At 55.1% G+C, this 24,848-nt stretch carries 19 protein-coding genes; 8 read left to right on the top strand and 11 right to left on the bottom strand.

What is annotated here, in order from left to right; genetic code table 11:
- Positions 1-25: 25 nt before the first annotated feature.
- Both GRAN_RS24110 and GRAN_RS24105 read right to left on the bottom strand, forming a co-directional pair.
- Positions 26-2,263 carry a GH92 family glycosyl hydrolase gene (locus tag GRAN_RS24110; protein ID WP_128915627.1) on the bottom strand — a complete coding sequence of 746 codons (2,238 nt, stop codon included), beginning with the start codon at positions 2,261-2,263 and terminating at the stop codon, positions 26-28.
- 90 nt (positions 2,264-2,353) lie between these two features.
- Positions 2,354-4,873 (bottom strand): glycoside hydrolase family 2 TIM barrel-domain containing protein, encoded by a 2,520-nt coding sequence (locus GRAN_RS24105; RefSeq protein ID WP_128915626.1) that lies wholly within the window; start codon positions 4,871-4,873, stop codon positions 2,354-2,356.
- Positions 4,874-5,161: 288 nt separating this feature from the next.
- Between GRAN_RS24105 and GRAN_RS24100 the strand changes: the two genes are divergently transcribed.
- Both GRAN_RS24100 and GRAN_RS24095 read left to right on the top strand, forming a co-directional pair.
- Positions 5,162-8,239, top strand: coding sequence for a sensor histidine kinase (locus GRAN_RS24100; protein ID WP_161571149.1), 3,078 nt, complete (start codon positions 5,162-5,164; stop codon positions 8,237-8,239).
- 66 nt (positions 8,240-8,305) lie between these two features.
- Positions 8,306-8,935: a response regulator gene (locus GRAN_RS24095; protein WP_128915624.1), complete on the top strand. Its 630-nt coding sequence runs from the start codon at positions 8,306-8,308 to the stop codon at positions 8,933-8,935.
- A 304-nt stretch (positions 8,936-9,239) separates the two neighbouring features.
- On the opposite strand, the gene GRAN_RS24090 is transcribed toward GRAN_RS24095, so the two are convergent.
- Together GRAN_RS24090 and GRAN_RS27195 are read right to left on the bottom strand one after the other, a co-directional pair.
- Positions 9,240-9,611, bottom strand: coding sequence for a DUF5615 family PIN-like protein (locus GRAN_RS24090; RefSeq protein WP_128915623.1), 372 nt, complete (start codon positions 9,609-9,611; stop codon positions 9,240-9,242).
- The gene (locus GRAN_RS27195; protein ID WP_128915622.1) at positions 9,608-9,883 is read right to left on the bottom strand and encodes a DUF433 domain-containing protein; all 276 of its coding nucleotides are present in this window, start codon (positions 9,881-9,883) and stop codon (positions 9,608-9,610) included. Before GRAN_RS27195 ends, GRAN_RS24090 begins: the two co-directional genes overlap by 4 nt.
- Before the next feature lie 705 nt (positions 9,884-10,588).
- Between GRAN_RS27195 and GRAN_RS24080 the strand changes: the two genes are divergently transcribed.
- Positions 10,589-11,179 (top strand): TolB-like translocation protein, encoded by a 591-nt coding sequence (locus tag GRAN_RS24080; protein WP_128915621.1) that lies wholly within the window; start codon positions 10,589-10,591, stop codon positions 11,177-11,179.
- An 806-nt stretch (positions 11,180-11,985) separates the two neighbouring features.
- Here GRAN_RS24080 and GRAN_RS24075 read toward each other — a convergent pair.
- Positions 11,986-12,447 (bottom strand): DUF1569 domain-containing protein, encoded by a 462-nt coding sequence (locus GRAN_RS24075; RefSeq protein WP_128915620.1) that lies wholly within the window; start codon positions 12,445-12,447, stop codon positions 11,986-11,988.
- A 194-nt stretch (positions 12,448-12,641) separates the two neighbouring features.
- Positions 12,642-13,343, bottom strand: a complete 702-nt coding sequence (locus tag GRAN_RS24070) for a hypothetical protein (protein ID WP_241655133.1) — start codon at positions 13,341-13,343, stop codon at positions 12,642-12,644.
- 238 nt (positions 13,344-13,581) lie between these two features.
- Between GRAN_RS24070 and GRAN_RS24065 the strand changes: the two genes are divergently transcribed.
- Entirely contained in the window at positions 13,582-14,142 is a 561-nt protein-coding gene (locus tag GRAN_RS24065) for a TlpA family protein disulfide reductase (RefSeq protein ID WP_128915618.1), read from the top strand.
- 209 nt (positions 14,143-14,351) lie between these two features.
- Here GRAN_RS24065 and GRAN_RS24060 read toward each other — a convergent pair whose 3' ends face one another.
- The 4 genes from GRAN_RS24060 to GRAN_RS24045 all read right to left on the bottom strand — a co-directional run bounded on the left by GRAN_RS24060 (position 14,352) and on the right by GRAN_RS24045 (position 18,166).
- Complete coding sequence (locus GRAN_RS24060; protein WP_128915617.1) at positions 14,352-14,867, bottom strand: DUF7674 family protein; 516 nt, start codon at positions 14,865-14,867, stop codon at positions 14,352-14,354.
- 90 nt (positions 14,868-14,957) lie between these two features.
- Entirely contained in the window at positions 14,958-16,793 is a 1,836-nt protein-coding gene (locus GRAN_RS24055) for an RHS repeat domain-containing protein (protein ID WP_128915616.1), read from the bottom strand.
- A gap of 277 nt (positions 16,794-17,070) precedes the next feature.
- On the bottom strand, positions 17,071-17,727 hold the full coding sequence (locus GRAN_RS24050) for a hypothetical protein (protein WP_128915615.1): 657 nt from the start codon (positions 17,725-17,727) through the stop codon (positions 17,071-17,073).
- 55 nt (positions 17,728-17,782) lie between these two features.
- Positions 17,783-18,166: a hypothetical protein gene (locus GRAN_RS24045; RefSeq protein ID WP_128915614.1), complete on the bottom strand. Its 384-nt coding sequence runs from the start codon at positions 18,164-18,166 to the stop codon at positions 17,783-17,785.
- Positions 18,167-18,443: 277 nt separating this feature from the next.
- Between GRAN_RS24045 and GRAN_RS24040 the strand changes: the two genes are divergently transcribed.
- The 3 genes from GRAN_RS24040 to GRAN_RS24030 all read left to right on the top strand — a co-directional run bounded on the left by GRAN_RS24040 (position 18,444) and on the right by GRAN_RS24030 (position 21,598).
- Positions 18,444-19,580 carry an acyltransferase family protein gene (locus tag GRAN_RS24040; protein WP_128915613.1) on the top strand — a complete coding sequence of 379 codons (1,137 nt, stop codon included), beginning with the start codon at positions 18,444-18,446 and terminating at the stop codon, positions 19,578-19,580.
- Positions 19,581-20,034: 454 nt separating this feature from the next.
- Positions 20,035-20,613 (top strand): hypothetical protein, encoded by a 579-nt coding sequence (locus GRAN_RS24035; RefSeq protein WP_128915612.1) that lies wholly within the window; start codon positions 20,035-20,037, stop codon positions 20,611-20,613.
- A 520-nt stretch (positions 20,614-21,133) separates the two neighbouring features.
- The gene (locus GRAN_RS24030) at positions 21,134-21,598 is read left to right on the top strand and encodes a hypothetical protein (protein WP_128915611.1); all 465 of its coding nucleotides are present in this window, start codon (positions 21,134-21,136) and stop codon (positions 21,596-21,598) included.
- Between the two features lie 60 nt (positions 21,599-21,658).
- On the opposite strand, the gene GRAN_RS24025 is transcribed toward GRAN_RS24030, so the two are convergent.
- Entirely contained in the window at positions 21,659-23,869 is a 2,211-nt protein-coding gene (locus GRAN_RS24025) for a tetratricopeptide repeat protein (RefSeq protein WP_128915610.1), read from the bottom strand.
- A gap of 372 nt (positions 23,870-24,241) precedes the next feature.
- Here GRAN_RS24025 and GRAN_RS24020 point away from each other — a divergent pair, with 372 nt between their 5' ends.
- Complete coding sequence (locus GRAN_RS24020; protein WP_128915609.1) at positions 24,242-24,517, top strand: hypothetical protein; 276 nt, start codon at positions 24,242-24,244, stop codon at positions 24,515-24,517.
- Positions 24,518-24,848 lie beyond the last annotated feature (331 nt).

Here is a 24,848-nt window from a genome sequence, read left to right as displayed (position 1 = left end):
GACGTCGGCAGCTGACCGGCTTTGGCTAATTACCCGTTCCCCAGTTAAAGTTCGGCTTTGGACCCATCTCGAAAACGAGGCTGCCGCCCGCAACCATGTCTGCTTGATCTAAGCGGGGAACATTAAGTGGTCTGCCATTCAACTTGGCCGACTGTATGTACTTATTGTCTGCCGAAACGTGGTTCGCCTGAATCACGAAGGTGCCTCCGCTTCTTCCTGGCAGCTTGACCTCCACTTTCGGGAAAATCGGACTTCCGATCTCATAGACCTTGCTTGAGAGATCCACCTGGAGGAATCCAAGCGCACTGGTTACATACCAGCCCTCCAGATCCCCGTAATCGTCCATGCCGCATAAGCCAGCGGGGACTGGGCGGTATAACTCGGTTTGGATTCTGCGAACCAGCGCCTGCGTCTTCCACGGCTGCTTGACATAGTTATAGAGGTAGGGAACGTGCCGGTACTGCTCATTGCCATGGAAATATAAACCGATGACGCCTGTCAGGTCACGCAGCGGTACTTTCGGCTGATAGGGTGCGGAAAAGAACGTGTCCAGCCTTGCGGCAAACCTGCTGGGACCACCCAGCAGATCGATGAGTCCAGGCATGTCGACCGTGTTGAACCACAGATAATTCCATGCGTTGCCTTCTCGATACACGTCTTCGGCGTGAGGCTCCACGGGATCCAAGGGAGGCATCCAGGACCCATCTGCATGACGTGGCGCAAAGAACCCAACCGACGGGTTGTAGAGTGTCTTGTAACTTTGTGATCGCTTCAGAAAGAATTCAGAATCAGTTTCATTGCCAACGAGCCTGGCCAACTCAGACATGGACCGGTCATCCATCGACAACCCGATGGAACGATTGACATAGTCCCTGACTCCAAGGTCCGCAGGTATGTATCCATACTTACGATAGGCTGCCCCTGCCGGGCCACCGCCGTTCATGGCCTGGTTGTGCAGGTCCTGATACGCAGCCTTCAGGTCAAGGTCGTGAAAGCCTATCTTGTACAAACCCAGCAGGCTTGACACGTTTCCGGGGCCCCAGTATCCACCGCCCCAGTGCCATCCCCAGAAACTTCCCTTGCCTGCCATCCGTCGGGAAACCCAATCGTCTCCTCGAGCAAGAATCATTCCAGCGGAATCGTAGAACGGAAACCACGAATACTTTGGACCGGCAGCCGTACGATACACAGCGGTGTAGAAGTTAACCCGATCGCGCGCGGACCCGCCGGTTACGACCATCCGGTCCAGTATCTGGCTCCAGAGTGCCCTGGCCTGGCCTTTGATGGCTTCAAAGTCTGCTTCTTGCGGCATCTCCTTCTTCAAATGGGCAGCCGCATCAGCCAGGCTAACGGTAGACGTGCCTACCTTTACAAGGACCTGCTCCTGGTTTGAAGTGTCGAATGTGAGATAGGCGCCAACAGGAGTTCCGCTGGCCTCGGAGCTTCCAGCAGTTACAGCACCATCCTTCCATGTTCCCGAAGACGCGAAGTCCTTGCTGAACTCGGCACGAAAGTAGACGGTGCTGTTACGCCCGGTCTGAGACCCCTCAAGCGTGTGCTTGCCAACGACGGAAACAGAGGCGTTCGTGACCGCGGGACGCGCAGTACCTAAGTCAACGAGGATGTTCGCCTGCTGCGATGCGGGGAAGGTATAGCGGTGGAAGGCACAGTGCGCCGTCGCAGTCAGTTCCACTCGAACACCATACGTCCCCAAGGAAACGGAATAGTATCCTGCCGATGCCCGTTCGCTTTGTGAATCCTTGGTTGAGCGATACCCCGAACCTGGAGCGGTGCGGGTGCCCGGAGAGGTCTTGATAGCGCCGACCGTCGGCATGAACAACAGCCGGTTTTCATCGCTGTACTCGCCGTTCATCTGCGTAAATCCCATGATCGTTGGGTCATCAAAGCGGTACCCCGAGCCGCGCACGTGATACGCGCCGTCAAAGCCCGTTACAGGACCCACACAAAGGTACCCGGCTGGATCTGGGACCATGGCGCACGGGTTCACAGTCCCGGAGTAAAGCTCCTCGCCCGGCGCCGGGTTGCTGCCCAGGTATTGCTTGTCAGTGATGGGGGCAGTACCGATGAGAGGATTCACGTAGTCAACGGGGCGGCGCGGCGATTGCGCCTGCAGGACAGTGGCGAACGCGAGGAAAGCTGCTAGAAGAACGTTTCCTTTGGGCCGTTTACTCACCACCACCGTCGCTAGGTACTTCCTGTACGATCCGCATCCGAACCTCTCTGTAACCCTTAGTAAGTCCATGCAACCATGCCTTCCTCTATGCGCGCCATCTTTTCACGTCGAGCGATGGCCTGTTCGATTCCTCACCTGCACATGGCCTCTCAGCAGACCCTATGAGCGCCGCGTCGTCAATGTAAGAGCGGCTTGCGCCAACCCGCGCGAAGACGCCACAATCTCGATTGCTCCGGCACGCTCTGTGGTGCCGATAAGTGCAAGGCACAGACCATGGAACACGCTATGCTGCGTGCCTTTATAGCTCTCGTGGTTTACTGGATCGCCATTGTCCATGCCGAGAAGTTTGCCTTCTCCCCGAACCTGCAAGGTTACGGCATGGTCAGCAGTCGGAACGCAACGCCCATTGCTGTCCCGCACTTCCACTGTCACATGAGCTACATCGCGGCCATCCGCATCGAGTGTTACGCGATCTGATGAGAGAAACAGCCGTGCTGGCTCCCCTGTTGTTGCAACCTCCACCGTGCTGACAACCTGCCCGTTCTTCGTGCCCACGGCCTTTACCGTTCCGGCTTCATAGGGTACGTCCCAGGACAGATGAAGATCGGCCGTGGTCTGCAGTACCTTTGCGCGTGCCGGGTAGTTCGCATAGTGCTCTTCCATGCCCGGACTTGGAAATGCATACCCTTTTACTCCCCAGCTTTTGCCATTCACAAAGAGTTCCACGGTGTCGCAGTTGGTATAGCAGAGAATCGAGACAACCGTGCCTTCATGCCCCTTCCAGTTCCAGTGGGGAGAAAGATGCAGAACAGGCTTACTGGTCCAGAGGCTTTGATAGAAGTAGTAACTGTCCTTGCGAAAGCCGCAGGTATCAAGCACGCCACAGGAAGATCCCTTTGCCGGCCATGTCGCCTCCCCCAGGTAATCGATTCCTGTCCAAATGAAGTCGCCGCTCACGTAGTCATAGGTCTGAATAAAACGTTGCAACTGCTCGACCTCGACCAGCAGGTTGCTACTCTTCTCGACATATACGGCCGATTCCGCGCCGATCTTATAGGAGCCACGGGGAGCTCTCAAAGCGACGCTCTCTGTGCCGATGAAGCGCCGATTGGGAAACTGATGCCGGTCGATGCTATAGAACTTCTCTCGTCTGTCGCGCCAGCGGTCTACATAGTTATAGCCAACGACATCCTGCTCGGCCAAAAACTCCGGTAACGCTCCATGTGGCTCGGCCGCTATCATGTCGCACGCCACAGTGACAGGCCGAGTCGGATCTTCCGAGTAGAAGATTCCTTTCAGCGTGCGGAGAGTCTCGACTCCGCGCGCCGAACCCTGATCCGGCACCTCGTTCCCTGCATTCCAGATGACGATGGAGGGATGATTGCGATCGCGCAGGATCATGTCCTTCAGGTCGCGATACGCCCATTCATCGAAGTACTTGTGATAACCGTACTGCGTTGTCTGCGCCTTAGCCCCGTGCCACTCGTCAAAGGCATCGAACATCACCATGAAGCCCATGGTGTCGCACAAGTCAAGAAACTCTGGCGCTGGGGGATTGTGGCTGCAACGGATTGCATTGCACCCCATATCCTTGAGCAGAGCAAGGCGACGCGCCCACATCCGCTCAGGAACTGCTGTCCCTACCGCGCCCGCGTCTCCGTGGAGGCAAACTCCATTCAGCTTGACGGGTTCGCCATTCAGCAGAAAGCCCTTGTCCACGTCAAAACTGATCGAGCGAATACCAAGCGGGGTCGTTGATGCATCCGCCGCTCGACCGTCATGTTCCACGACCTGATGAACAGAGTAAAGATACGGCGAGACAACGGACCAGAGTTTCGGAGATGCGACCTCGACGCGTTGCACAAAGGTAAGCTCACCTCCGGCAGGGATCTCAGCTTTAGCCGCGGAATCCTTTACCGTCGCGCCGTCCCGGTCCTGGATTAAGGTACGCACGGAGCAGACGGCCGGTAGCGGGAGATCATTCTGCACACGAGTAGACACTTCAACCGTCGCACTGTTCGTGGAGATTTGCGGCGTCCGGACGCAGGTTCCCCACTGTGCGATATGAACAGGTTCTGTCGTCAGCAGCCATGTGTGCCGGTATATGCCTGAGCCAGAATACCATCTGCAATTTGGCTGTAACGAGTTATCGACGCGAACAGCAAGAACATTCGGCTGGCGGCCTGCATGCAAGTAGGGCGTGAGATCGTACGCAAAACTGATAAACCCATACGGACGCATTCCCAAGGAGTGGCCGTTGATCCACACCTCGCTGCGCTGATACACCCCATCGAACTGGAGGATGAGTTTTCCGCCCTTGGAAACAGGCGGAGCCGCGAAGTGTCTGCGATACCAGCCAATGCCGGTGGGCAAGTAGGCACAGAAGCCGGCACCTGGGGCATCTTCACGAAATTCGCCCTCGATGCTCCAGTCGTGAGGCACACTGATGATGCTCCACGGCTCATCATGGAAGTCTGGAGACTGTGCGCCCTGTACGTCTCCCTTTACGAACCGCCAGTCACTGTCGAAGCTACTTCTGCGAGACGAAGATTCACGTTCAACGTTCCTTGCAGAACCAAAGTCGAAAGGCACCTTGGAAGCGGCCACAGCCATAACCGCACCACTCATAAACTCGCGTCGGGTTAATTCAGATTGCGCAGTCTCTTTCGACTTATTCATCCGTATCAGGCTACGCACCTTCGACCTGCCATGTATCCGCCGAAAGTACTACATGAGCCTCCCCTTCTGAGAACATTAACCCAAACGGCGGTCCAGGCACATCAACGGTGCCCGCATTGGCTTTGGAGCAGAATGGCGTTCAACTGTGTCTGCAGAATCGGGACTCATTCGCGGATGCCGATGCTGGTCAAGCGAATAGGTTTCGTGAGAAGATGTTGCACCAATATGCATGTGCTACCCACCGATAGCGTTTGTGGGTCCGACGCATGTGACGACGAACGTGCGTGCATGCAGAAGTATTTGTTGTCCATCCTCGTGTTTCGCTCTGCTCGAATCGGTTGGGCACAAAGAACGCGTCGCGCTTCCTTAAGTAGTCCAGTCCTTCATCTCTGCTGGCTCTGCTTATTTGCTCTTCTCTCTTCTGCCGCGCAGAAGAAGACACCAGGCAACATGCTCGCTGAGTTCGGATTCCAGAACGGACAACACACGTACTCGGTTGATTCGTGGCAGAGGGGCGACGGACTTCCTGGCCAGACGGTAAATGCCGTTGTCGAATCGCCGGACGGATACCTGTGGGTTGGGACTGACAGCGGGTTGGCGCGTTTTGATGGCACCCGATTCCGCAACTTCACCCGGGCGAACACGCCAGCCATAGCCGACGACAACATTCGGCACCTGTTGGTCGCCCGCGATGGAAGCATATGGATTGGAACGGATGGCGGAGGAGTGGTTAAATACAGCAGCGGTAACTTTCGCAGCTACATCTCGAGAAGCATCCCTGGGAGCGCCTTCGTGCTTGGGCTGTACGAAAGCCCTGATCGAGTCATCTGGGTCTCTACGGACGCAGGCCTGTTCCGAGTGCAAGATGATCACCTTGTCCTTGCAAACCAGGAGCTGGGCGTGCCCGCAGTCTCGTCTACTGAGGCCACGAAAGATCGTTCCGCTGTGGATGCAGTCTTAGAAGATCGTTCCGGCCGGATATGGATTGGTGGATCGCAACTCTTCGCCAGCATCCAAGGGCATGCGCGGGAATTTGTTCTTGATCCGAAAGATAGCCGTACTCATATTCGGGCGCTGCTGGAGTCCCATGACGGTTCAATATGGGCAGGCACCATTGAAGGTCTCTTTTGCCTTCCTCCCGGAGCTTTGGAGTTCATCCGCATCAACGGACCACGGGGAACGATTCGCACGCTGTATGAAGACCAAAGCGGCGACCTGTGGGCAGGCTCTATCACCGATGGGGTCTACATTATCCGCGATCGGAAGGTTGCACGTCTTGCCGAGACCAAGACGCACATAGACAATACAGTCCTGTCGATCTCAGGAGACAGTGAACACAGCATCTGGGTTGGTACCCGGAAGGGCCTGACGCGTCTTAGCGCGTCTTCTATGCGTGTGCTTCAATTTCCTGCTAACGCCGACTCCGACTTTGGGACAATCTCAATGGATGCTGGGGGAGATCTGTGGGCACCTTCCTCCGAACTCTTTCATGTCCATGGAGATAACGTCACGCGCCGCCGCATTGCTGGCGTAAGGGGTTCTCTGATCCGCGGCGTGTACCACGCCCGCGATCATTCCATGTGGATCGGGACCAACGGAAGCGGGCTTTACCATGTAACTTCGATTGGAACCGTTCATTATGACACCAGCCAGGGCTTGGTCAATAACTACATCCGGTGCGTTACAGAAGCACGAGACGGCAGCATTTGGATCGGTACTGACGGCGGGATGTCACACCTAAGTCATGATGTGTTTCGGTCGTTTAAGGAAAGTAATGGGCTGACATTCAACAGCATCCGTTCCATTGTGGAAGACCGTAGTGGAGACATTTGGATTGGAACCGACCATGGCCTCAGTCACATGAGGAGCGGCGCGTTCCTAAGTGACACCGCCACACTAGCTTTGGCACAAGCAAAGGTGTGGTCGATTCTTGAGGATTCTGAGGGTATGTGGTTCGGAACGGCTGGCGCGGGGCTTTACTGGTACTCGGCTGGCAACGTTACTAGATTCGGAACAGCCGAAGGTTTAGTCAGCGACACGATTTATTGCATTCTTCAGGATAACCGTGGGCGATTGTGGCTCAGCAGCCCATACGCCGTAATGCTGATGGATCGTGACGAATTGACCCATGAACCAACTTCGGCGCACAGTTTGATTTCCGTCCGCACCTTCACTGCGAATCGGGCTTCCGGCATCGCGCAGCTATACGGCGGCACACAGCCTTCGGGTGTACTCTTGCACGGTGATGGAGCTGCGTTTCCCGCAACGCACGGGGTGTGGAGCATCCAGCCAGACCAGGACGCAAAACCAGCCATAGCCCATTTGCATATCGATTCAGTTGCCGTGGACGGCAAAACTGTGGTTCCGGAAGGGTTTCTAAGACTACCCGCGAGGAACGGCAGAGTGGAAATCTCGTACGAATTGGTTTCCCTTCACCCGCAGGACCGATGGCGATTTCGCTACAAGCTGGATGGTTTCGACCCAGACTGGATCCTGGCGAAACCCGATCAGCGGATTGCCACCTATACAAACGTCCCACCTGGGCACTATGTGTTTCATGTCGAGCTATGGGGCGGTGGCCGGGATTCATCGAAGGTGGCTGCGGCCCTCGGCGTTTTCAAGGAACGGTCGGTTTACGATACTGTCTGGTTTCGCACCGTCGGTATTCTGGCCCTCGCAGGCCTTCTTGTTCTGGCTTACTATACGCGGCTTAATCGGTTGCATAAGCACTTTCAGATAGTCGTTGCGGAGAGAACACGTATCGCGCAAGAGATGCATGACACGGTCTTACAAGGATGTGCCAGTGTGTCTGCTCTCCTGCATGCAGCCTCAAGCGGCGACGTTGAAGACACTGAATCCCGCCTTCACATGATTCAGTATGCATCGACTCAACTAAGGGCGACCATGGATGAGGCTCGTCAGACAATTATGGACTTGAGGACGGACAAGCAGCAGGGCGTCGCATTGATTTCTGTTCTTGAAGACATGACGAGACGAAGCACGCGGGAGCACGGGGTAGAGACGTCCTTACTTGTGGAGGGAGAGGTGCTTTCGTTAGGGCCACGAGCAGCCCATTCGCTCGCCATGTCGGTGCGGGAAGCTATCTTCAACGCTATTCTGCACGCGCGTCCCCAATCCATCAAGGTGACTCTTCGCTTTCTGCCGACCATCCTGGAGATCGTCATTGCGGACGATGGCTTAGGATTTCACCCCCAAGCTGTGCAACCACAGGATCACTTTGGCATCCAGGGCATGCGGGAGCGGATTTCCGGTTTCGGCGGCCAACTGCAGATTCAAAGTGCATTGGGAGCGGGAACTGTGGTCCGCATCACACTTCCACTTACTGGCGTGCTAACCAAGCTTTGAGGCATGTTAACCAAGCCCGAATCGCATGCTACACTTTCGCGTCAAAGCACACAGGAGCAGTTCGCAATGGAGATTAGGGTTCTAATCATCGATGATCATCCCATTATGCGGGTTGGCGTAGCAGCCATGATGGCCCATTGCAAAGACATGAAAGCGGTCGCCTTTGCGGGCACTGGCGAGGAAGGATTAAAGTATCTGGCTGGTCAGCCGGTCGACATCGTCCTTCTTGACTTGCGTTTACCTGGAATAAGTGGATTGCAGACGCTCTTGGAAATCGGTCGCAAGCATCCTGACACGCGGGTTATTATCCTCACCACCTATGAAGGTGACGAAGACGTCCATCGCAGCCTGAAGGCCGGCGCGAGAGGCTATCTGATCAAGGGGTTGCCGACGGAGACGCTTGTGGCCGCGATACGCAAAGTGCATGGAGGCGGGAAATATGTGCCTGTACCGTTGTCAAAGTCTTTGGCAGAGCGAACGGCCGAGACGTGTCTGAGCCCACGTGAATGCGAAGTTCTGGAGATGCTTGCCCAAGGCAAATCCAACAGGGAGATTGGGCTTGCCTTGGGAATACGAGAATCGACGGTGAAGTGCCACGTCAGCGTAATCCTTACAAGGCTTGATGTGAATGACCGTACGCAGGCAGTCGTAGTGGGCTTGCAACGTGGTTTCCTCCACCTCTATAAACCGGCTTGAAGCCGGCCTGAGCCGCGAGGCCTTAACCTGACACGCCGTGCGATCGCGAGGCACATCATCCCTGATGCAGATGTACCTGCGCCTACAAACGATCATCCTGCCGGATATTGCGGCCCGTAACGCATCAGCGTGCCAGATGACGTTCTTAAAACCCGGCGAGTGGACGCTGCGACCAGGACCGCTACCGTTCTTCCGGCAAAAAGAATTCAGTTCGCCACCCATCGAACGATTGGGTGACGAACTGGGTACGCAGCTCGTTGGTCTGCAAAAGATCAGTTCGCCTCTCCCTTCATCTACATCACCGTTAATCTGGCAAGTCGTACTCAATGATGGCAATTTGATCTTCCTCAAACGCAACTTCTACTACGGTGTTCACCAAAGCTCGCTTACCCAGATGACCTAAGACTGCCTCAAAAAGTGACTGTTGCCGCTTCGGTGTCACGTTCGGAACAATGATGATTAGCCCTGCGTGGAGATCCAGCTCCGCATACAAACGACGGAAGTCTGCGGCATTGTTGGTCACGAGCGTGCAGTCCCGCTCGGCAGCCCTTTTCAACACATCGGGATCTTTCCATCCCTGCATTCCTAGATAAACAAGGTAATGCGCTTGGTGGTTCCGCTCTTCCGCCACGCCCACGAGGGATAGATGAAGGCATTCGTCGATCAGAAAGGTCATCGTTCCCTTGCCGCTCCAATCGGAACCAGGGTCTTTCTAATTTGGGTCGAGTTCTCTGCCCATGGCCGGGACGCTGGCCGGCCCCGACGAGGATGAGCAGCGACGTAAACAGGAGCCAGTCGAACCTGTTCGGCGCTCAAAGACGGATGACCGTCCGCGATCTCTTCAGCAGTCGCGCCTTGGGCAAGCATTTCCCATAGGGCGGCAACAGGGATTCGAGTGCCGGCAACGACCGGAGCGCCACGCATTACATTTTCATCCACGGTGACCATGGCAAGATCACAAGAACGAATCCCAACCGCGAGATGCAAGCGTCAGCCCGTCTGTTTTTCTAACCCTTTGAGCTTGAGGGCACGCTCAACATGAACTTGGAAGTCTCGTTCATTCGAGTCATAACCTTCTGGCGTTCGACTTTGTGCGTTCAGATATGACGCTTTCTGCTGTTCACATGAAAGGTTGGAGATACCAATGCTGCCTTGTAGAGTCTCTATCGGCTACATCCTCGCGTGTTTCTTGGCACCCGTTTCAAGTGCGAATGCCACCTCTGGTCACACTTTCTATGTAGACGCGAGAGACGGCAAAGACACGCATTCTGGTCAGTCACCCTCCCATGCTTGGCAAACTATGGCAGCGGTGAATTCACACCAGTTTCAACCTGGTGATCATTTGTACTTTCACGCAGGGCAAGAGTTCCCCGGCATGACGCGGGCCATGGGCTGCGGCACGTCCGTGAAACCGATCATCGTTTCAAGCTTCAGCGATGGGCATCCTGCACGGCTCGTTGGGGATGGTGGACTCGCGACTGGCACTTTGGGCTCTGTAATGATCAGGGCTTGAGAGAAGACGGCTCTCTCAAGGTTGATCTTGAGAACGGTCCGCAACCTGCGGAGAGGGTCACCTATCTCGCAACACAGCGGACTTTTGTGTGGCTTGATGAAGTAAACGGAAGTAGCGTCCTTCAAACCCCACGAGGACCCTTGGGAAAGTTGGGAGTCAAAGTCCCGCTGGACAGTCTTGTTGTGCCCTCCCCAAACGAGCAATACATCGCTATAGCCAGCAATGGTGGGGAGCTTGCGATTTATAACGTGAGCACCATGAAAAGCGTGGCGCTCGGTCATATACAGATTTCGCCTGACGCCAACTGGGACTATATGAAACCATCTTGGAATCCGTGGTTTTCCGACAGCTCGGCGTTGTGCTTCTCTACGGGCGGATCTATTTATGTCACATCCCCCGATGGTGCACGCGTCGAAGAAGTAGGAAGAAAGGTGTCCGGCTATCTGCCAGTGCCTTCCCCTGACGGTCGTTCGATTGCTTACGTTACCTTCCTTAGTCAGCCGATGAGCGTCAGGCCGGATCTCACCTTCTGGGGAGAAGCCTCTGTCTGGGTCATCCACCGAGGGCAGAACGAGAGTATCCGGGTCACACAACCAACACGAGACACGACACTCGATCTACGATGGCTCGATCCAGCGATGTTGATCTTCGATCGCATGAACGATCAAGCTTTCCCTGAAACGCACTCACGCATCTGGACTGTAAGAGTCCCGAATACTCCGGGCGGCTGAACTCCTGCGGAGCTCCTTGAAAACGGCGCTTTGAGCAACTAGCCTTTCCACCATGACAAGAACATCAAAACCGCGACGATAACGCGCGTAATGGTTCGTCTTCGCGGCTCGTCCGGGTCAATCGACCGATAGATCACACGCTTATGGCGCGATTGCGTCGGTCTGTAGAAAGTCGGCATGACAGTACAGTAGAACAATAAATCCGCGTTGCAGATGCAAAAAGGTAGACACGCGCCGAGGTGAAGGACGCGGTCCCCAAAAAAACGGTGTTTCGGCCAACTTCAAGTTACCCTGGTGCCGCTAGGACCGAAGTTGCCGGCAACCCCGACTTTTCGGACGTCTCCCTCACGACAACCGGATTTGTCGTGGGTAACGCCATAGTCGAACAAGATAGAGGATCTGTTCATGAAACCGCGTGTTACGAAGCTTTGCCTCGTTTTGTGTGTTTCTTTAATTGCTTTGGGAGCGATCGCTGCCAGTCTTCGACTGGTAAGTGCAGCGGTCGAACGAGCGAAGGAAGCTGTTCGTCAAGAGGATAACCGAGTCGTGCTCGGGGCTATGCAGAATTATCTGAAAGACTTGGGCCGATCTCCGCAGACGTTGGAGGACCTCGTCGATGCAGGTTATTTGAAGGCTACCCCGCAAGGCTCCTCTCTTCCGTTGCCTCATCGGAATAGCAGTCGGCCAAGTTCCAGCACATCCCCTAATCGCTGAAGCCGCACGCTTCAAGGTGTCTTGGGTTGGCTTGTATTCCCTGAAACGACTTTCAAGGAAAGAGCTGCCTGCGGGGTGCCGCAGCCGACTACCTAGACACCGAACTGCGACAAGTGGTGGTCAAGGTGCTTGTACATGAGGATCGCCCACTGATGTGGTTTGAGCTGCCCGAAGAAAGGATGTGGATGTTGCGAGCAGCACGATTCGCCCATTGAAGCGAATCTCTCGACGGTTTCGGTAAGTTCGTTCCGCTCCCGGTCGAACTCGCTTGCTGTGGAGATCTCCGAGAAAAGTTCCGGCACAGAGGGCGAGTTACGCCGCATCGGCTTATCATTGCCGAAAACCATCGGTTTGATGAGTGGGCCGATTATATTCCCAGGAAAGGGCGCCCGCCTCGGATTGATGACGCCCATGGCCATCTGAAGGCCAGCAGTGCAATGCGAAAGCATTTGAGTGACCGGCATCTGACCCCATTGCCGTTCACTGTCGGGGTCTAGACGGCCTATGCGTTGCTTTATGTCTTTGAGCAGAGCAGGATCGAAGAGATTTTTCATGGCAGCGTGGGGTGTATCAGTGTCTCGCTGACAGTTTACCCGCTGCTACAGCAACGCCCGCCTCGAAAACGGGAGTTATGGGAAACCAACTGCTCCAGGAGCCGGGATCAGTCACACTCAATGCGTTCTCTGGGTCCCGATGACTCCAGACCTCTGCAACTCACGCGCTGGAAGCAGAATGCTCTTGCTCAAAGCTAGTTCTTCGAGTTCGCCTGATGCCAGGTTCCATCGAACGTGACGTTGAAACCGCCGCATAGCTGATTATCGACGGCACGGAAGGTTTTGCTGGCAAGGTCGTACTTCAGATCAAGGACGCAATCTGGCAACTCGCCGTGATCGAGGATGTGGAGAAATGGCCCCATGGCGACGGCGTCGCCGCTCACCTGGCCGGTATGCACATTGTGCGCAATGTTGGTGTAATACGCCCTGCCCTCGACGTGGATCTTGCCGTGGCCTTCGGCACTGCGCGTAACGACCAGCCGGTCACTGTGCATGCGTGCATGGCCGGTGACCCAGGTTCCGAGCCACTGTTCCGTCGTGATGGCGGGAGTCGACGGGACGGGCACCAGCCGATCGGTTGGGATCCAACCCGACCATCCGCCCACCATGGCGCACGTCCAACGGTCCTGGGTCGCACCGGGAGCGATGAGATCGCCTTGATATTCGTCAGGCCTGGCTGGGTCGAGATACTCGGCGTGGCAGGCGGCGGCTTCACTGCCCTTGTCCCCGCAGTGAAACGTCATCAGGACCGGGGCTGTGCCGCTGAAGACACGCAGGCCGTCGAAGTTGAACACGGCAGGGGGCCTGCATTCCAGCGCAGGCACGTCCGGGGGGAGCGGAGCTTCCTTGCTCTGAGCTTCCCCAACGGTAACCGCAAGAAGGAAGAAGGCTGACAATCGGATGGATCTCTGAAGCAAGCTGAAGAACATTGAGAAAATCTCAAAGAAGTTTGCTGGCCCGAACTCGTCTGGCTAGAGCAGCGCACACGTCCTATGACCCGTCAAAGACTCACAAGTCGCGTTGTCGCTGGCATCTGCCCTGGAAACGGGGTTTTGACCAACTTCGGTCTTCCGAATAAAGGCTTCAACTACGCCCACCCGCAGATGTACATTAATCTCGACCAGGAGATGAGCCGTGCCGACGATTCTACGCAGAGTGGTACTCGCTCTCCTGACGCTCACCGTCCTCAGCATCATCATCGGCTTCGTCTTTCTTAAATTTGTTGTACACAAGATCGCCTCCAACGAGCAGCCTCCCCAGCTCGCTTACAATCCGCAATCCGCTCCTGACCTCGTCTACCGTACCCTTGATGGCGTGCCCCTTCACCTCTCCTCCACGAAGGGCAAGGTGGTCTTCCTCGATCTCTGGGGGACCTGGTGCATCCAGTGCATAGCCGAAATGCCCACAGTCCAGAAGCTGTACGACCACTATCGCAACGATCCCAATGTAGAGTTCCTCATTGTGTCCCGCATGGACTCACCGACCGCCGTCCGCTCCTATGCACGCCGTAACCATCTCAACCTGCCCTTCTATCTGACCCACGACGACGACATCCCACCCAGCATGCAGCTCCACCAATTCCCCTCAACCTTCCTATACGACCGCGACGGTCGCATGGTAGCCAAACACACCGCCGCTGCCGACTGGTCTGCCCCCTCGGTCATTGCCTTCATCGACCAGCTGAAATCCCGATAGCCAACCGCCTCAGTACGCGCGATTTCCAAGTGCGATGACATTTGATCGGGCCGTTAGCACTACCTTGGAACGTTCAAGGATGCTCGTTCTCAAGTTGCAGCTCATCCTGACCTAAGGAACCGAATGCAAAACGGCGTTTTCACCAACTTCGACCCTTAAGTTCTGCCCAGAAACCTAAACAGCCCTCTGGGAGGCGAACTTGCCGACAACTAAGACTTTTGCGGGAACGCTACTCGCGAGTCATTTGCTCGATGATTTTGTGCAACTCTGGGTTTTCCACGTTCTCCAACAACTCCTTCGGAGAAGTTCGCTTCGGCAAGACTTGCCTTTCCTCGCCATACTTCCATGAGTTTAGCCAACGCAACCTGGGATTCGGCACCCAAGAACTGTTCAAAGGCTGCCATCCCATAGGTTCGATGAGACGCTATGTTTTGAATGGTCTCGAGAAAGCCGAGTGCTGCTGCATCACGTTCTGCCTCAAGAGTAGAAGCAAGGAACAGCTCGGCTAAGTGGAATGCGGGTCGAACGTCTTCCACGTCGCCAGCCTCGAACAGATCTATCGCATGGGCGGCGAGTTCGCCCATCAACCGCAGATCCGATGATTCTTCAGCTGGGAGGAAGACTGTACTTGTTGCCAGAGAGGGGTAGCTCTCAGCAATCCCGTTCTTCACTCGCGACATGTGGCAGATGATACCAAAGGCCAAGGGACGCAGTGTCTGAGCCATTGCTCCCAACGCCTTGACAACGGCTTTGTGGCCAACTGCGGCCGGCTATCGCCGTTGGATGTGTCGAGATTGCTGCAAGAGACAACGAACCTACATCCGTATGAGAGGTGTCGTCACTTCGGTCTGCGGCAGCGCCCCGAAACTCGTACGCGCAACCTTCGTAAGCGAATGCTCCGACCCTTGCTCATCCGCGTGGATGGCTGCTCCATCCCGGCCGAACGCGATCTGAAATAGCGTGCCGTCTGGAGCTGTGACCTGAGCGCGGGCGATCACACCGTTTGAGACTTCCAGGAAGGCGTACCTGTAGGTATGTCCGTCAGTCAACGTCTGAGCGACCAGATGGCCGCGTTCGTAGCGATTGGTGATGAGTGGCAGCTTCGGCCCGCCGCCGAGACTAGACGCTACGCTGAGCAGGTTTTGGGCGCCGTCGTACTCATAGCTCAGCACTTCGCCCGAGGGATAGGCCGCCTCCGACAGCTGGCCTCTCTGGTTATAGGCATACTTCACCTTGCGCCCCTGGCTATCGCTTATCTCCGTGACACGGATCTTTACTTCGGGATTTGAATCGTGGGTCAGCCGCACCCAGCTTCCACTGGAGGCGCGAAGACTCAGCAGGTTGCGTTGCGAGTCACGCTCGAAGATGAGCTTTTGTCCGGTCGCATCCTCGTAGGCGTTGAGGTAGCAGACCTCGACGTCGGTGCAGGGCAGGTAGGAGTCAACCTCACCGTTGTAGCGGGTCAGATCGAAGTGTTCTGCCGGACTGGCTACCCAACGCAGCTTGAGCGCACTGCCCGACAAATCTGAATCAACCCATGTGTTGAGCAGCAGCAGAGGCAGCCACGAAGGATGTCGCGTGAGTCCGACATCGCTGCTTCCAGCGCTCGCGATTACCATGTGCCGCATTCCGTCGAAGGAGCCGAGATAGCGATCGTAGTTATGGCTGCCGCTCATACCGAAAGCCGATGCCATCTGCCAGCGACTGCTGGTGGCACGTTCCAGCCTAATTGGAATAGCGCCGGGCAGGAAAAAATCGGTATGTTTTTCGGTGAGCAGTCCATTGGCAAGACGGAGTTCGATGCGCTCCTCAGAGGTGTCCGGCGGATGATCCGGCGTGGCGAGGGCGGATTGCAGCGAACCAGCGCTCTCAGCATAATCACACTGCTGGATGAGTGGATTTGTGATCGTCAGAGACGATTCCGGGCTATGAGTGAAGACGATGCAAGGATCGGCGACGTACAGGCCCCAGGGTGAATGGACTGGATCAAGATCGGACTCGAAGACGTCGTTGCCGGGAAGATTCGGATTAAGGCGGTAGTAGAGGAGGCTGCCAGGGTCATCATTGAGCGGCAGATGCCAGAACAGGACTGCGACGTCCTTAAGAAGGATGCGCCGAAGACGGTTTTGCAGCAGCACCGAAGTCGGAGTCTTCCAGTTTGCCCCCCGACCGAACCACGTCTTATATTGCATGCCCTCGGAGGAGATGATGGCGGTGCGGTGGTCGCGTTGCGAGAAGGTGTCGCTGTAGCGTTCCGTCACCGAATACATTTTATCGTCGGTGAACCCGATGAGAACAGCATTCGGATCTGCCGCCAGGCCAGGGTGGTCGCGCTTGATCTGATCGTTGATTCGCTCTGCGACGTAGCTGTGACGAGAGTGATCATAGGTGGCATCGCTCAGCGGCTCTGGCGGTAGCACCTGGGTGTCGAGCGAGTAGGTCCCACGAAGCCAACTCGCCATCTCGACAACGGCATATGGATCCTTGTGGGAACCGAGTTGGAGCAGATAGATTCGTCCTGTCCCGGAGAGTTCGCTCGGCAGCGCAACCGCGCCGCCGTGACTCCACGGCCTGGGTCGTGAGCTCGAGCCGTGGTTCATCATTCGATATCCCGAAGCGCCGATCCCGAATGCAATCACAATTCCGCCCATGATGATACGAAGCCTTCTGCGAACAGAGGAGTCCGGCGGCCGAGACTGCGGGGAGCGATCTTCGCTTGAACCTGAGACATCCCACGAGGAAGAGGTGTAGCCCGGCCCAAAGAGTTCTCGAGTTTGCTCTCCTGCTTGCTCTTTGAGGCCTGGAGGGAGGACAGAGTTCTGCATACCACAACAGGCTAAGGTGAACCCAAGGGAGGCGCAATACCACGGAGGAGCTAGCCAGCTATCGGCATCCGAAGTTGCCGACAACACCGACTTTCAAAGAGTTTCACAAATCGATAATCGAAATTTCATCGATAAATCTTTGCGCGAAGGATCGGAACGACTTCGCCGCCTCGTCGGTTCGGCCCAACATCTCGGACTGTGTGTTCCTTACTAGGTCTAACGCTGATGACCACTGAAATCTCAGGCTGTATGCCAGAGGCAAGTGGAACGACGCACGATCCTTAAATGAAAAACGATGATGGATCAGGTTCTCTATCGGAGTGTCCACCGATCGGTTATCAGCGAAGAAGGGGAGCCCGTAGGTATGTATTGCTTCGCATATTTGGGCAATGTGGTCATTCTCATCGACGTCGGCGGAAGCAGGATTGAACAGCCACTCGAGCCAGCGGCCTTCCGGCATCAGGTATCCCAAGCCACAGCTGAGCGACGGTTGAACTTTGCTGAGAGGGTTGTCTGTGAGCTCGTTGAGCTTCTTAGCGATGGAGCAGAACTCCAGACTGACGATGGGACAAACGCCCAATAAGTGGTCTTCACGGTGCGCGGCAAAGTTGAAGGAGACCAAGCCGCGTAGATCAGAGCTCAGCCGAAGGACAAACCAGTCTCCGTTGCGGATAAAGCCAATCTCAGAGAGGCGGAGCGCAAAGCGCGCTCTAATCAACTCCGAACCATTACTGTTGGTCCTAATGCGCTGGTTGGTCATCGTCGGCTACAACCAAGATACTAGGCCCTCTTCAACTTGCTCCCCGCAAACGGGGTTATCGCCAACTTCGATCAAACCTACGCTCAAGACGGCCCCAAGCACGGGCCGAGTAGATGATGCTCGCTGAGAGTGCATACGCACCAAACAGAAGCAGGAGCCAAGCTGATGTATCAATGGAGTGCAAGCTGTGTAGGCCTTCCACCGATGAGAGCATCAGCACAAGCCCGACCCTGCCCGATATGGATGACCGACAGCAATCGGCCATAAACCGCAGCCGCCCGCGCTCTCGAATTCTCTGCCAGTCCGTCTCACGAATCTCGATGTCGCCGAGAGTCTTGTATTCACGCTCATGCAGGATCGAGATCACGTTGCTGATTTTACCGACTGCTCTGTCGTCAATCACAAGATTCAAGGAAAACGGGGCGTTTTCGGCAATCATCTCTGACAACCGGAGTAGTCGTGTGTGATTTCTCCCATCGAATGGCGGCAGCTTGAAGCCCGACCGACGCTTCTTGGGCCGCTAGGACTGCACCCTTTCATCCCGCCTTGAACGTGAGCGATAACGACCTGCAGGTCCTTCCTTGTGCACACTGTTGCCGAGAGTGGTTCGCACGGGATCTTGGAGCTTAATAACAGGCAGCGGGCCTAGACTCTAGCTTGTCTACGCATTGGGCCTCACACGCCGGGCTGGTTAACCGATTCATACGAGAGGCTGAATGCATCCACTCCAGTCCGCGCGATTCCATGGCCTCGACACTCTTCGTTCTGTCGCAATCGTAGCTGTGATGCTCTTTCATCTCCAGGATGTTCTCCCTGAGAAAATGGTCCTTGTTGAGCAATACGGCTGGATGGGTGTCGACCTTTTCTTCGTTCTAAGCGGCTTTCTGATCGGGAATCAGCTACTCAAGTCTTACGCAAACGGGGAGAAATTCTCCATAAGTCTTTTTTACCAGCGGCGGATGTTTCGCATCGTTCCTGCTTACGTCGCCGTGCTGCTGCTCTATCTGTGGGTTCCAGCTTGGCGAGAAGAACCGGGCCTTGCACCTGCCTGGGAATTCTTCACTTTCACTGAAAACATTTTCTTTCAACCTCAGTACCGAGCGTTTTCACACGCATGGTCCCTCTGCGTTGAGGAACATTTCTATCTGATTCTTCCTTTACTCGTGATGGCGATGATGCGTCGACGCTCGTTCCGACGAACGTCCTACTTACTAGCCTTTGTAGTTGCGTTTGGCCTAGCGGCTCGTGCGGTTGCGATCACGCACATCACAGACAGGTACTTCGTTCGTATCTACTACCAGACGTACATGCGTCTCGATGGGCTTTCCGTAGGTGTCACTCTGGCGCTCGTGAAGAACTTTCGTCCGCAGTGGTGGAAGTCGCTTAGCCGGCATGGCCACGCATCTCTCCTCTCGGGTATGGTTCTCGTACTCGCCGTCATGTGGATGTTCCGCAATAATGGTCTTGGAAAATTGACCGGATCTCCCGCGTGGGGAACGGTGGTCGGGTACCCACTTCTTGCGTGCGGCTTAGGTCTCATCGTGGCATCTAGCCTGAGCACTGAAGGCTTGCTAAACCGTTACCGAATACCGGGTACACAGTTGCTGGCGACACTTGCTTTCAGTCTCTATCTCACCCATAAAGAGATCGTCCACATGGACCAGATTTACTTTCCCACGCTCACTGTTGGGAGAAGCTTTGAAGCGAGCGTTGTTTTTCTTACAACCTGCTTCGCTGCTGCCGGTGTACTGCATTTACTGATCGAGCGCCCATTTATGCAGTTGAGGGATATGGTCGAATCCAGATCAAGCCGCTCTGCTGAAGAGCGAATGCGGGCGGAACCAGCGCTGTAAAAGGTATGACTCAGCAATGGCGCGGCGGTAGCGCGGTTGGAGACGGTAGACCTGCTGCGCGGTTTTTCCATTTCGCGGTCTTGCTTCTGCATTCCTGGCTGCGATTCTTTTTGAACGGTCTACAGGTGGGGATCGGGCTGCCAAAGTGGCTTTCGCACCTGCTCTTGCACAATGGTGGCAATGACATACGATCTTCTTCGCGATCTCAGATCCACACCTACTGATCCATTTATCTGCTGGCAAGAACTATAGCGATGCCGTTGAAACGAGCACATTGAAAACTCACGGGTTGGCTTTTACTCCTGAAATGGACCTTTCAGCCGGTTACGTCAGCGTTCCAACAGCCGAACCTCGACGTTGCCGACAACATCGACTTTCTAGGACCGTCGTCTTGGCGCTTCGACTCTATGCCAGCGCTATCATTTCTCAACGCCATCTGAGGAGGATCCAGTGCATGAAGATGTTGAGCATCTTCGAAGCTGTTTTGGCCCTTAGCTTAATTCCTTTCGGCGTCGCACGTACGCAGACCAATACCCCTGCGACCGACTTGGAACTGCGCATTCAGCCTGATTCGGTTCACAAGCAGATCCCGCAGTCTTTCGAAGTCGTGATCCTTAACAAAAGTAGTCATGAAGTTCGCCTTCCTATGCCATCCCTCAATTGCGGCGACGTTCCACACGGGACTGTTTCACTGCGCTTCAAATTGAAGTACTCCAACTCTGCCGGGAGCGCTCTTGGTTCCGGATGCTTCAAAGACTTCGGCTATCAGCCGATACTAGATCGGCTTAAGGAATGGAAGGTTCTTCGCCCTGGAGAAAGCCTTTCATTGATGAACAACCTCGTGCTCACGACAAATGCGGCAGCTTCCGAATATTGGGCCTCGTACATTCCACCCGGGATGCCGGAAGCCGACGAGGATATGCTGCGAAACGCAGGAGTCGTTTTTCCGAAGAGTCCGCTGGAGTCTGATCATTTGCGTTTCAATCGGACGCCCTCGCATCATGCAAGAGGAGCCTGTTCGCCTACTAATTAGGCGACTTGTGCATGGAAAACGGGGTTTTGACCAACTTCAAGCTACCCTGGTGCCGCTAGGACCGAAGTTGCCGACAACACGACTTTTCTGAAGTCCAACCGTCACTACCCTCAGACGACCGGAGTACCAGAATGCGGGGAACCAGCTTCACCCTTAAGTTGCGGCGCATAAGACACCCTTTACAGTTGGCTTTTTTCGTCTGTGTCTTGAAGCTGGCTGCGTTCGGGGGCGCCGCGTCTGCTCAATCCAGAGAGCCTGCCCAGAGTCTCTCCTCCGCCACAATTGTTAGTCAGCATCCATTTTCCGCTGTCAGGTTCAACCGCACGATACGGGTTGCGAAAGACGGCACTACTCAGAACATCGAAGAAAAAGGCCATGCACTCTTGGCCCGCGATGCTGAGGGCCGAATCTTCCTAAGTGGTACCCGTTCCTTCGACGAGCACTGCGACCTTCCATCCTCGGGAAGTTGTCACGTTGTGACTACTGGTTTACATCACTCTTCGATCCGATAGCGGGGCTAATGTGGCACTGGACAGATGGTGAGATCGGCGACAAAACACAGTACGTGAAGGTCGATCTGCAAAGCGGCCAGGTCGCAGAGGCGGAGCGGCTCACCTCGGTCCTGGAGGATACTCCAAGAGACGACCCGGATTCTGGCATCAGCGTCCAGGACATCGGTGAGCATGACATTGAGGGAATCCGTGCGAACGGGGTGAGGACGACAACGATCCATCTCCATGGAACTGACAAACCAGAGATTTCAGTCCGCGAAGTCTGGACCTCCGCGCCTATGCGCCTTGTGCTGAAGGTGGTCGATACCAGTCCGGGAGGAGAGATGACCGTGTCGGGACTTGAGCATATCTCTCTTTCGCCCGATACGGCCCTCTTTCGCCCTCCCGTTGAGCGCATCCTTCGGCATTGGAAGGACGGAGGCGTTTATGCAAAGCCCGACCTGGAATGCCTGACTACCTGGATGGTCAGATAACAGGCTCCCGCAAAACGGCGTTGTCGGAAACAAGCCTTGGTAATGGAACTGCGTATCCTCCTATGTTGTTCTGTGGAACACCAGATCTTTGAGTTCATCTGAAACTCTTTCAATGACTTCTCCCCAATCTCCGAGGGTTCGCTGTCGGAAAAGACGCATCGTCGGGTACCAGGGACTATCGGAAGTTCCTTCAAGCCATCGCCAATCATTTGCGGCTTGCAGCAAAAGCCAGGTCGGCCTGCCAAGAGCGCCCGCTAGATGAGCGAGGGACGTGTCGACTGAGATCACAAGGTCAAGATGCTCCATAACGGCTGCCGTACTAGGCATGGTGCTTGCGAGCCACGCGAGGTCAGTCAGTCTGCCTTCACTGCCACTTTGCGGGGCTAAGTCCTGGCCGAGCTGAAGTGAAAAAAGTTGGATCCCAGGAATGTGGCGAAGGGGATCCAGGGCGGAAAGAGGAAGCGATCGATCCTTGTTGGTAAGGTTCTTCAGATTGCCCGTCCAGACAATGCCAACTCGTAGCCCATCAGCAGGCCACGCATAGGAAGCGGACTGTAGGCGATCTTCAGCCCCAATAGACAAGTAGGGAACTGTGGCAGGTATGGTCTCTAGTGTGGTTTTGAACACCAACGGCAGACTCATAAGAGGACAATGTATCTCGAAGGGCGGTAAAGGATCACCGACCGAGAGGATCTCGGTGATTCCGGGAATGTTGGCCGCTAAATCCCGCAGTGCTGCTGGAACTTCGAGGATGACCGTGCCCCCTGCCGCGACAACCAAGGGGATATAGCGTAGGAACTGCAGGGTATCCCCCAGCCCTTGCTCGGCATGAATGAGAATTCGAGTGCCATCGAGAGCTTCCCCGTCCCATTGAGGCTGGATGAAATGCTGCGACCTATACTGCCGCAGCTCTTTGCGAATTTCATAATTCTTCCAACCGTTCTGGAGATCTCCCACGAGCAATTGAAGCATGGAGAGGTTGAGCTTCGCCTGGGCATGATTGGAATCCAGAATCAGGGCCTTCTCGAAAGACTCTCTGGCCCGGGCGATCTCCCCTTTTCTGAATAGGGTAGAACCAAGTCCACAATAGCCATTCGCAAAGTCTGGGCGCCTGGAAATCGCCTCCTCGTGGAAGACGACAGCCTCATCAAAACTGCCTATCACCAAGAGCAGGTCACTCAAGTTACAGTAGGCTGTAGCGTTATTGGGATCGGACGATAGCACTTTGGCATACTGTTCGAGAGCCTCGGAATACATTCCCTGACCACTCAGGACGGTCCCGAGACTAGTGAGGCATTCGATATAGTCCGGTTTTAACGCTAGTGCACGCTTGTACTGAGCGATGGCCTCACGAGACAGATCCTGCTTCTCAAGAGCTTTACCAAGGTTGAAGATGGCCTCGACAAAATCAGACCGGAGTTCAATTGCACGTTCATATTGCAGTATGGCCAGATCCATCTTGTATTGGGCCTGAAGGCTGTTTCCGTAGTTATAATAACTTTCTGCATGGTGAGGGTTGATCGTTAGGGCCCGCTCAAAATTAAGGGCAGCGTCATCATAGAGCTTTTCCGTCGTTAAGATGTTACCGAGATTGTTGTAGACTTCAGCCATCGTCGGATGGATCTTTACGACGTCTTGGTATAGCTTTTTGGCTTCCTGTAGCCGCCCCTGCGCATGCAGAACCGCTCCCATACCGTAGAGTGCTTGTGGAAAGTCAGGTTTGAGGTGGACCGCACGTGTGAATTGTTCCAGAGCATCGGGTAGACGACCCATCTGTTGGTTCGCAGATCCCAAATTGCAGTAGATCTCAGGCAACAAAGGCTTTAGGGACCGCGCCTTCTCATAATGCATGATGGCTTCGCCCGGGTCTCCTTGACTTGCAAGGAGATGTCCTAAACTCACGTAAATCTCAGCTGAACTTGGATCTAACGCCAGTGCGCGTTCGTATGCTCTCTTTGCATCTTGCCATCGCCCTTGATCTTGCAGGACATTTCCAAGGTTGCAAAAGTAAGCGGCCACATGAGGTTTGAGAGAGATAGCCATCTCAATCAGCTCGACTGCCCGATCCTTCAGACCGGCCTGACTATAGATAAGTCCAAGAAGATGGATGCTGTCGGCGTGGTGATCATCGAGCGCGAGGATTTCACGATAGATTTTGGCCGCATCATCGAGTCGACCTGCGTTGTGGTGTTGAAGAGCATCGGACATCAGTCGCTGAATTTTAGCCCGTGAACTACTTGCAATCGGCTTCAACGGATGACGTCGGGACATTCCTAGGCCTCTGGAATAGGATATTCGAAGCCTATTGCATGCAGAGATCGGGGCCACGAAGATTCCCTCCAAGAGCGCCGTTTGGGCTCGCTGGAAACCCTGGACATTGCCCGTGGGGCGAAGACCTTCGACTTCGGAATGCTATAGCTGACAACGAGAGTTTACTCTTCGTCGTCGCGAGCATAGGGTGTGCGGCCATGGCAAACGTCGGCACCAACAATCGACGCCGTTGAGTGTGGCCCTGAACGACGTTCTAGGAAACCTCGCCCCTTCCGACCCTATCCGACCCGCTTCCGGACACCCAGAGCTCCCGAACTTGCAGACAAAACCGACTTCGGAGGAGCGACTGTCATTTGAGGTAGCATTGGCGGAATGATGGAAGTCGTTCTCACTGGCAACCCTGAAGCTGGCCGCCTAGAGGCGGAGGTCTGCAACGAGCGATATGATCTCGTCGCTATCGTCTACGAGGACAACACAGGGGTGCAGGTAGAGAAGCACGGGGCTGAGGAGCTTCCAGACGATCTCCTCAGCGGGATAAAAGACGAGCTGAGTACGCGACCCAACAGGAAAGGGATCGATGACCCCGGAGGTATGACCTTGGGTCAGTATTCTCTCTGGCTTCTCGAAAAGGATGAGCCTGCACGATGAGCAATCCTAGCGACGTTTCCGAAAACCCCGACTTTGCGGGAGGTACCTCCTGCAGCCGATTTATACTTCGTTCATTCTGTTCGAGGTGGACCGATGAAGCTCCAACTGCACTTACCATTCCGGATACTTGTGGTCCTCGCGCTTAGTATCACAGCGGCCTCTGCAAGGGCTCAGGACAAGGCGTGCAGCTCAATGACAGTCACGGAGACAGCAGAACCACTGTATCCGCCCATCGCTTATGCAGCCCACGTACAAGGTCCGGTCTTCGTGAAGGTCACCTTCTTACGCGATGGAAGTCTAGGCAAAATCTCCTTTGTGAAGGGACCAGACT

Origin of the sequence: Granulicella sibirica (assembly GCF_004115155.1) — a bacterium.
Taxonomy (GTDB): domain Bacteria; phylum Acidobacteriota; class Terriglobia; order Terriglobales; family Acidobacteriaceae; genus Edaphobacter; species Edaphobacter sibiricus.
The sequence above is the reverse complement of the archived record's forward strand: the minus strand, read 5'-3'. Positions and strand labels throughout refer to the sequence as shown.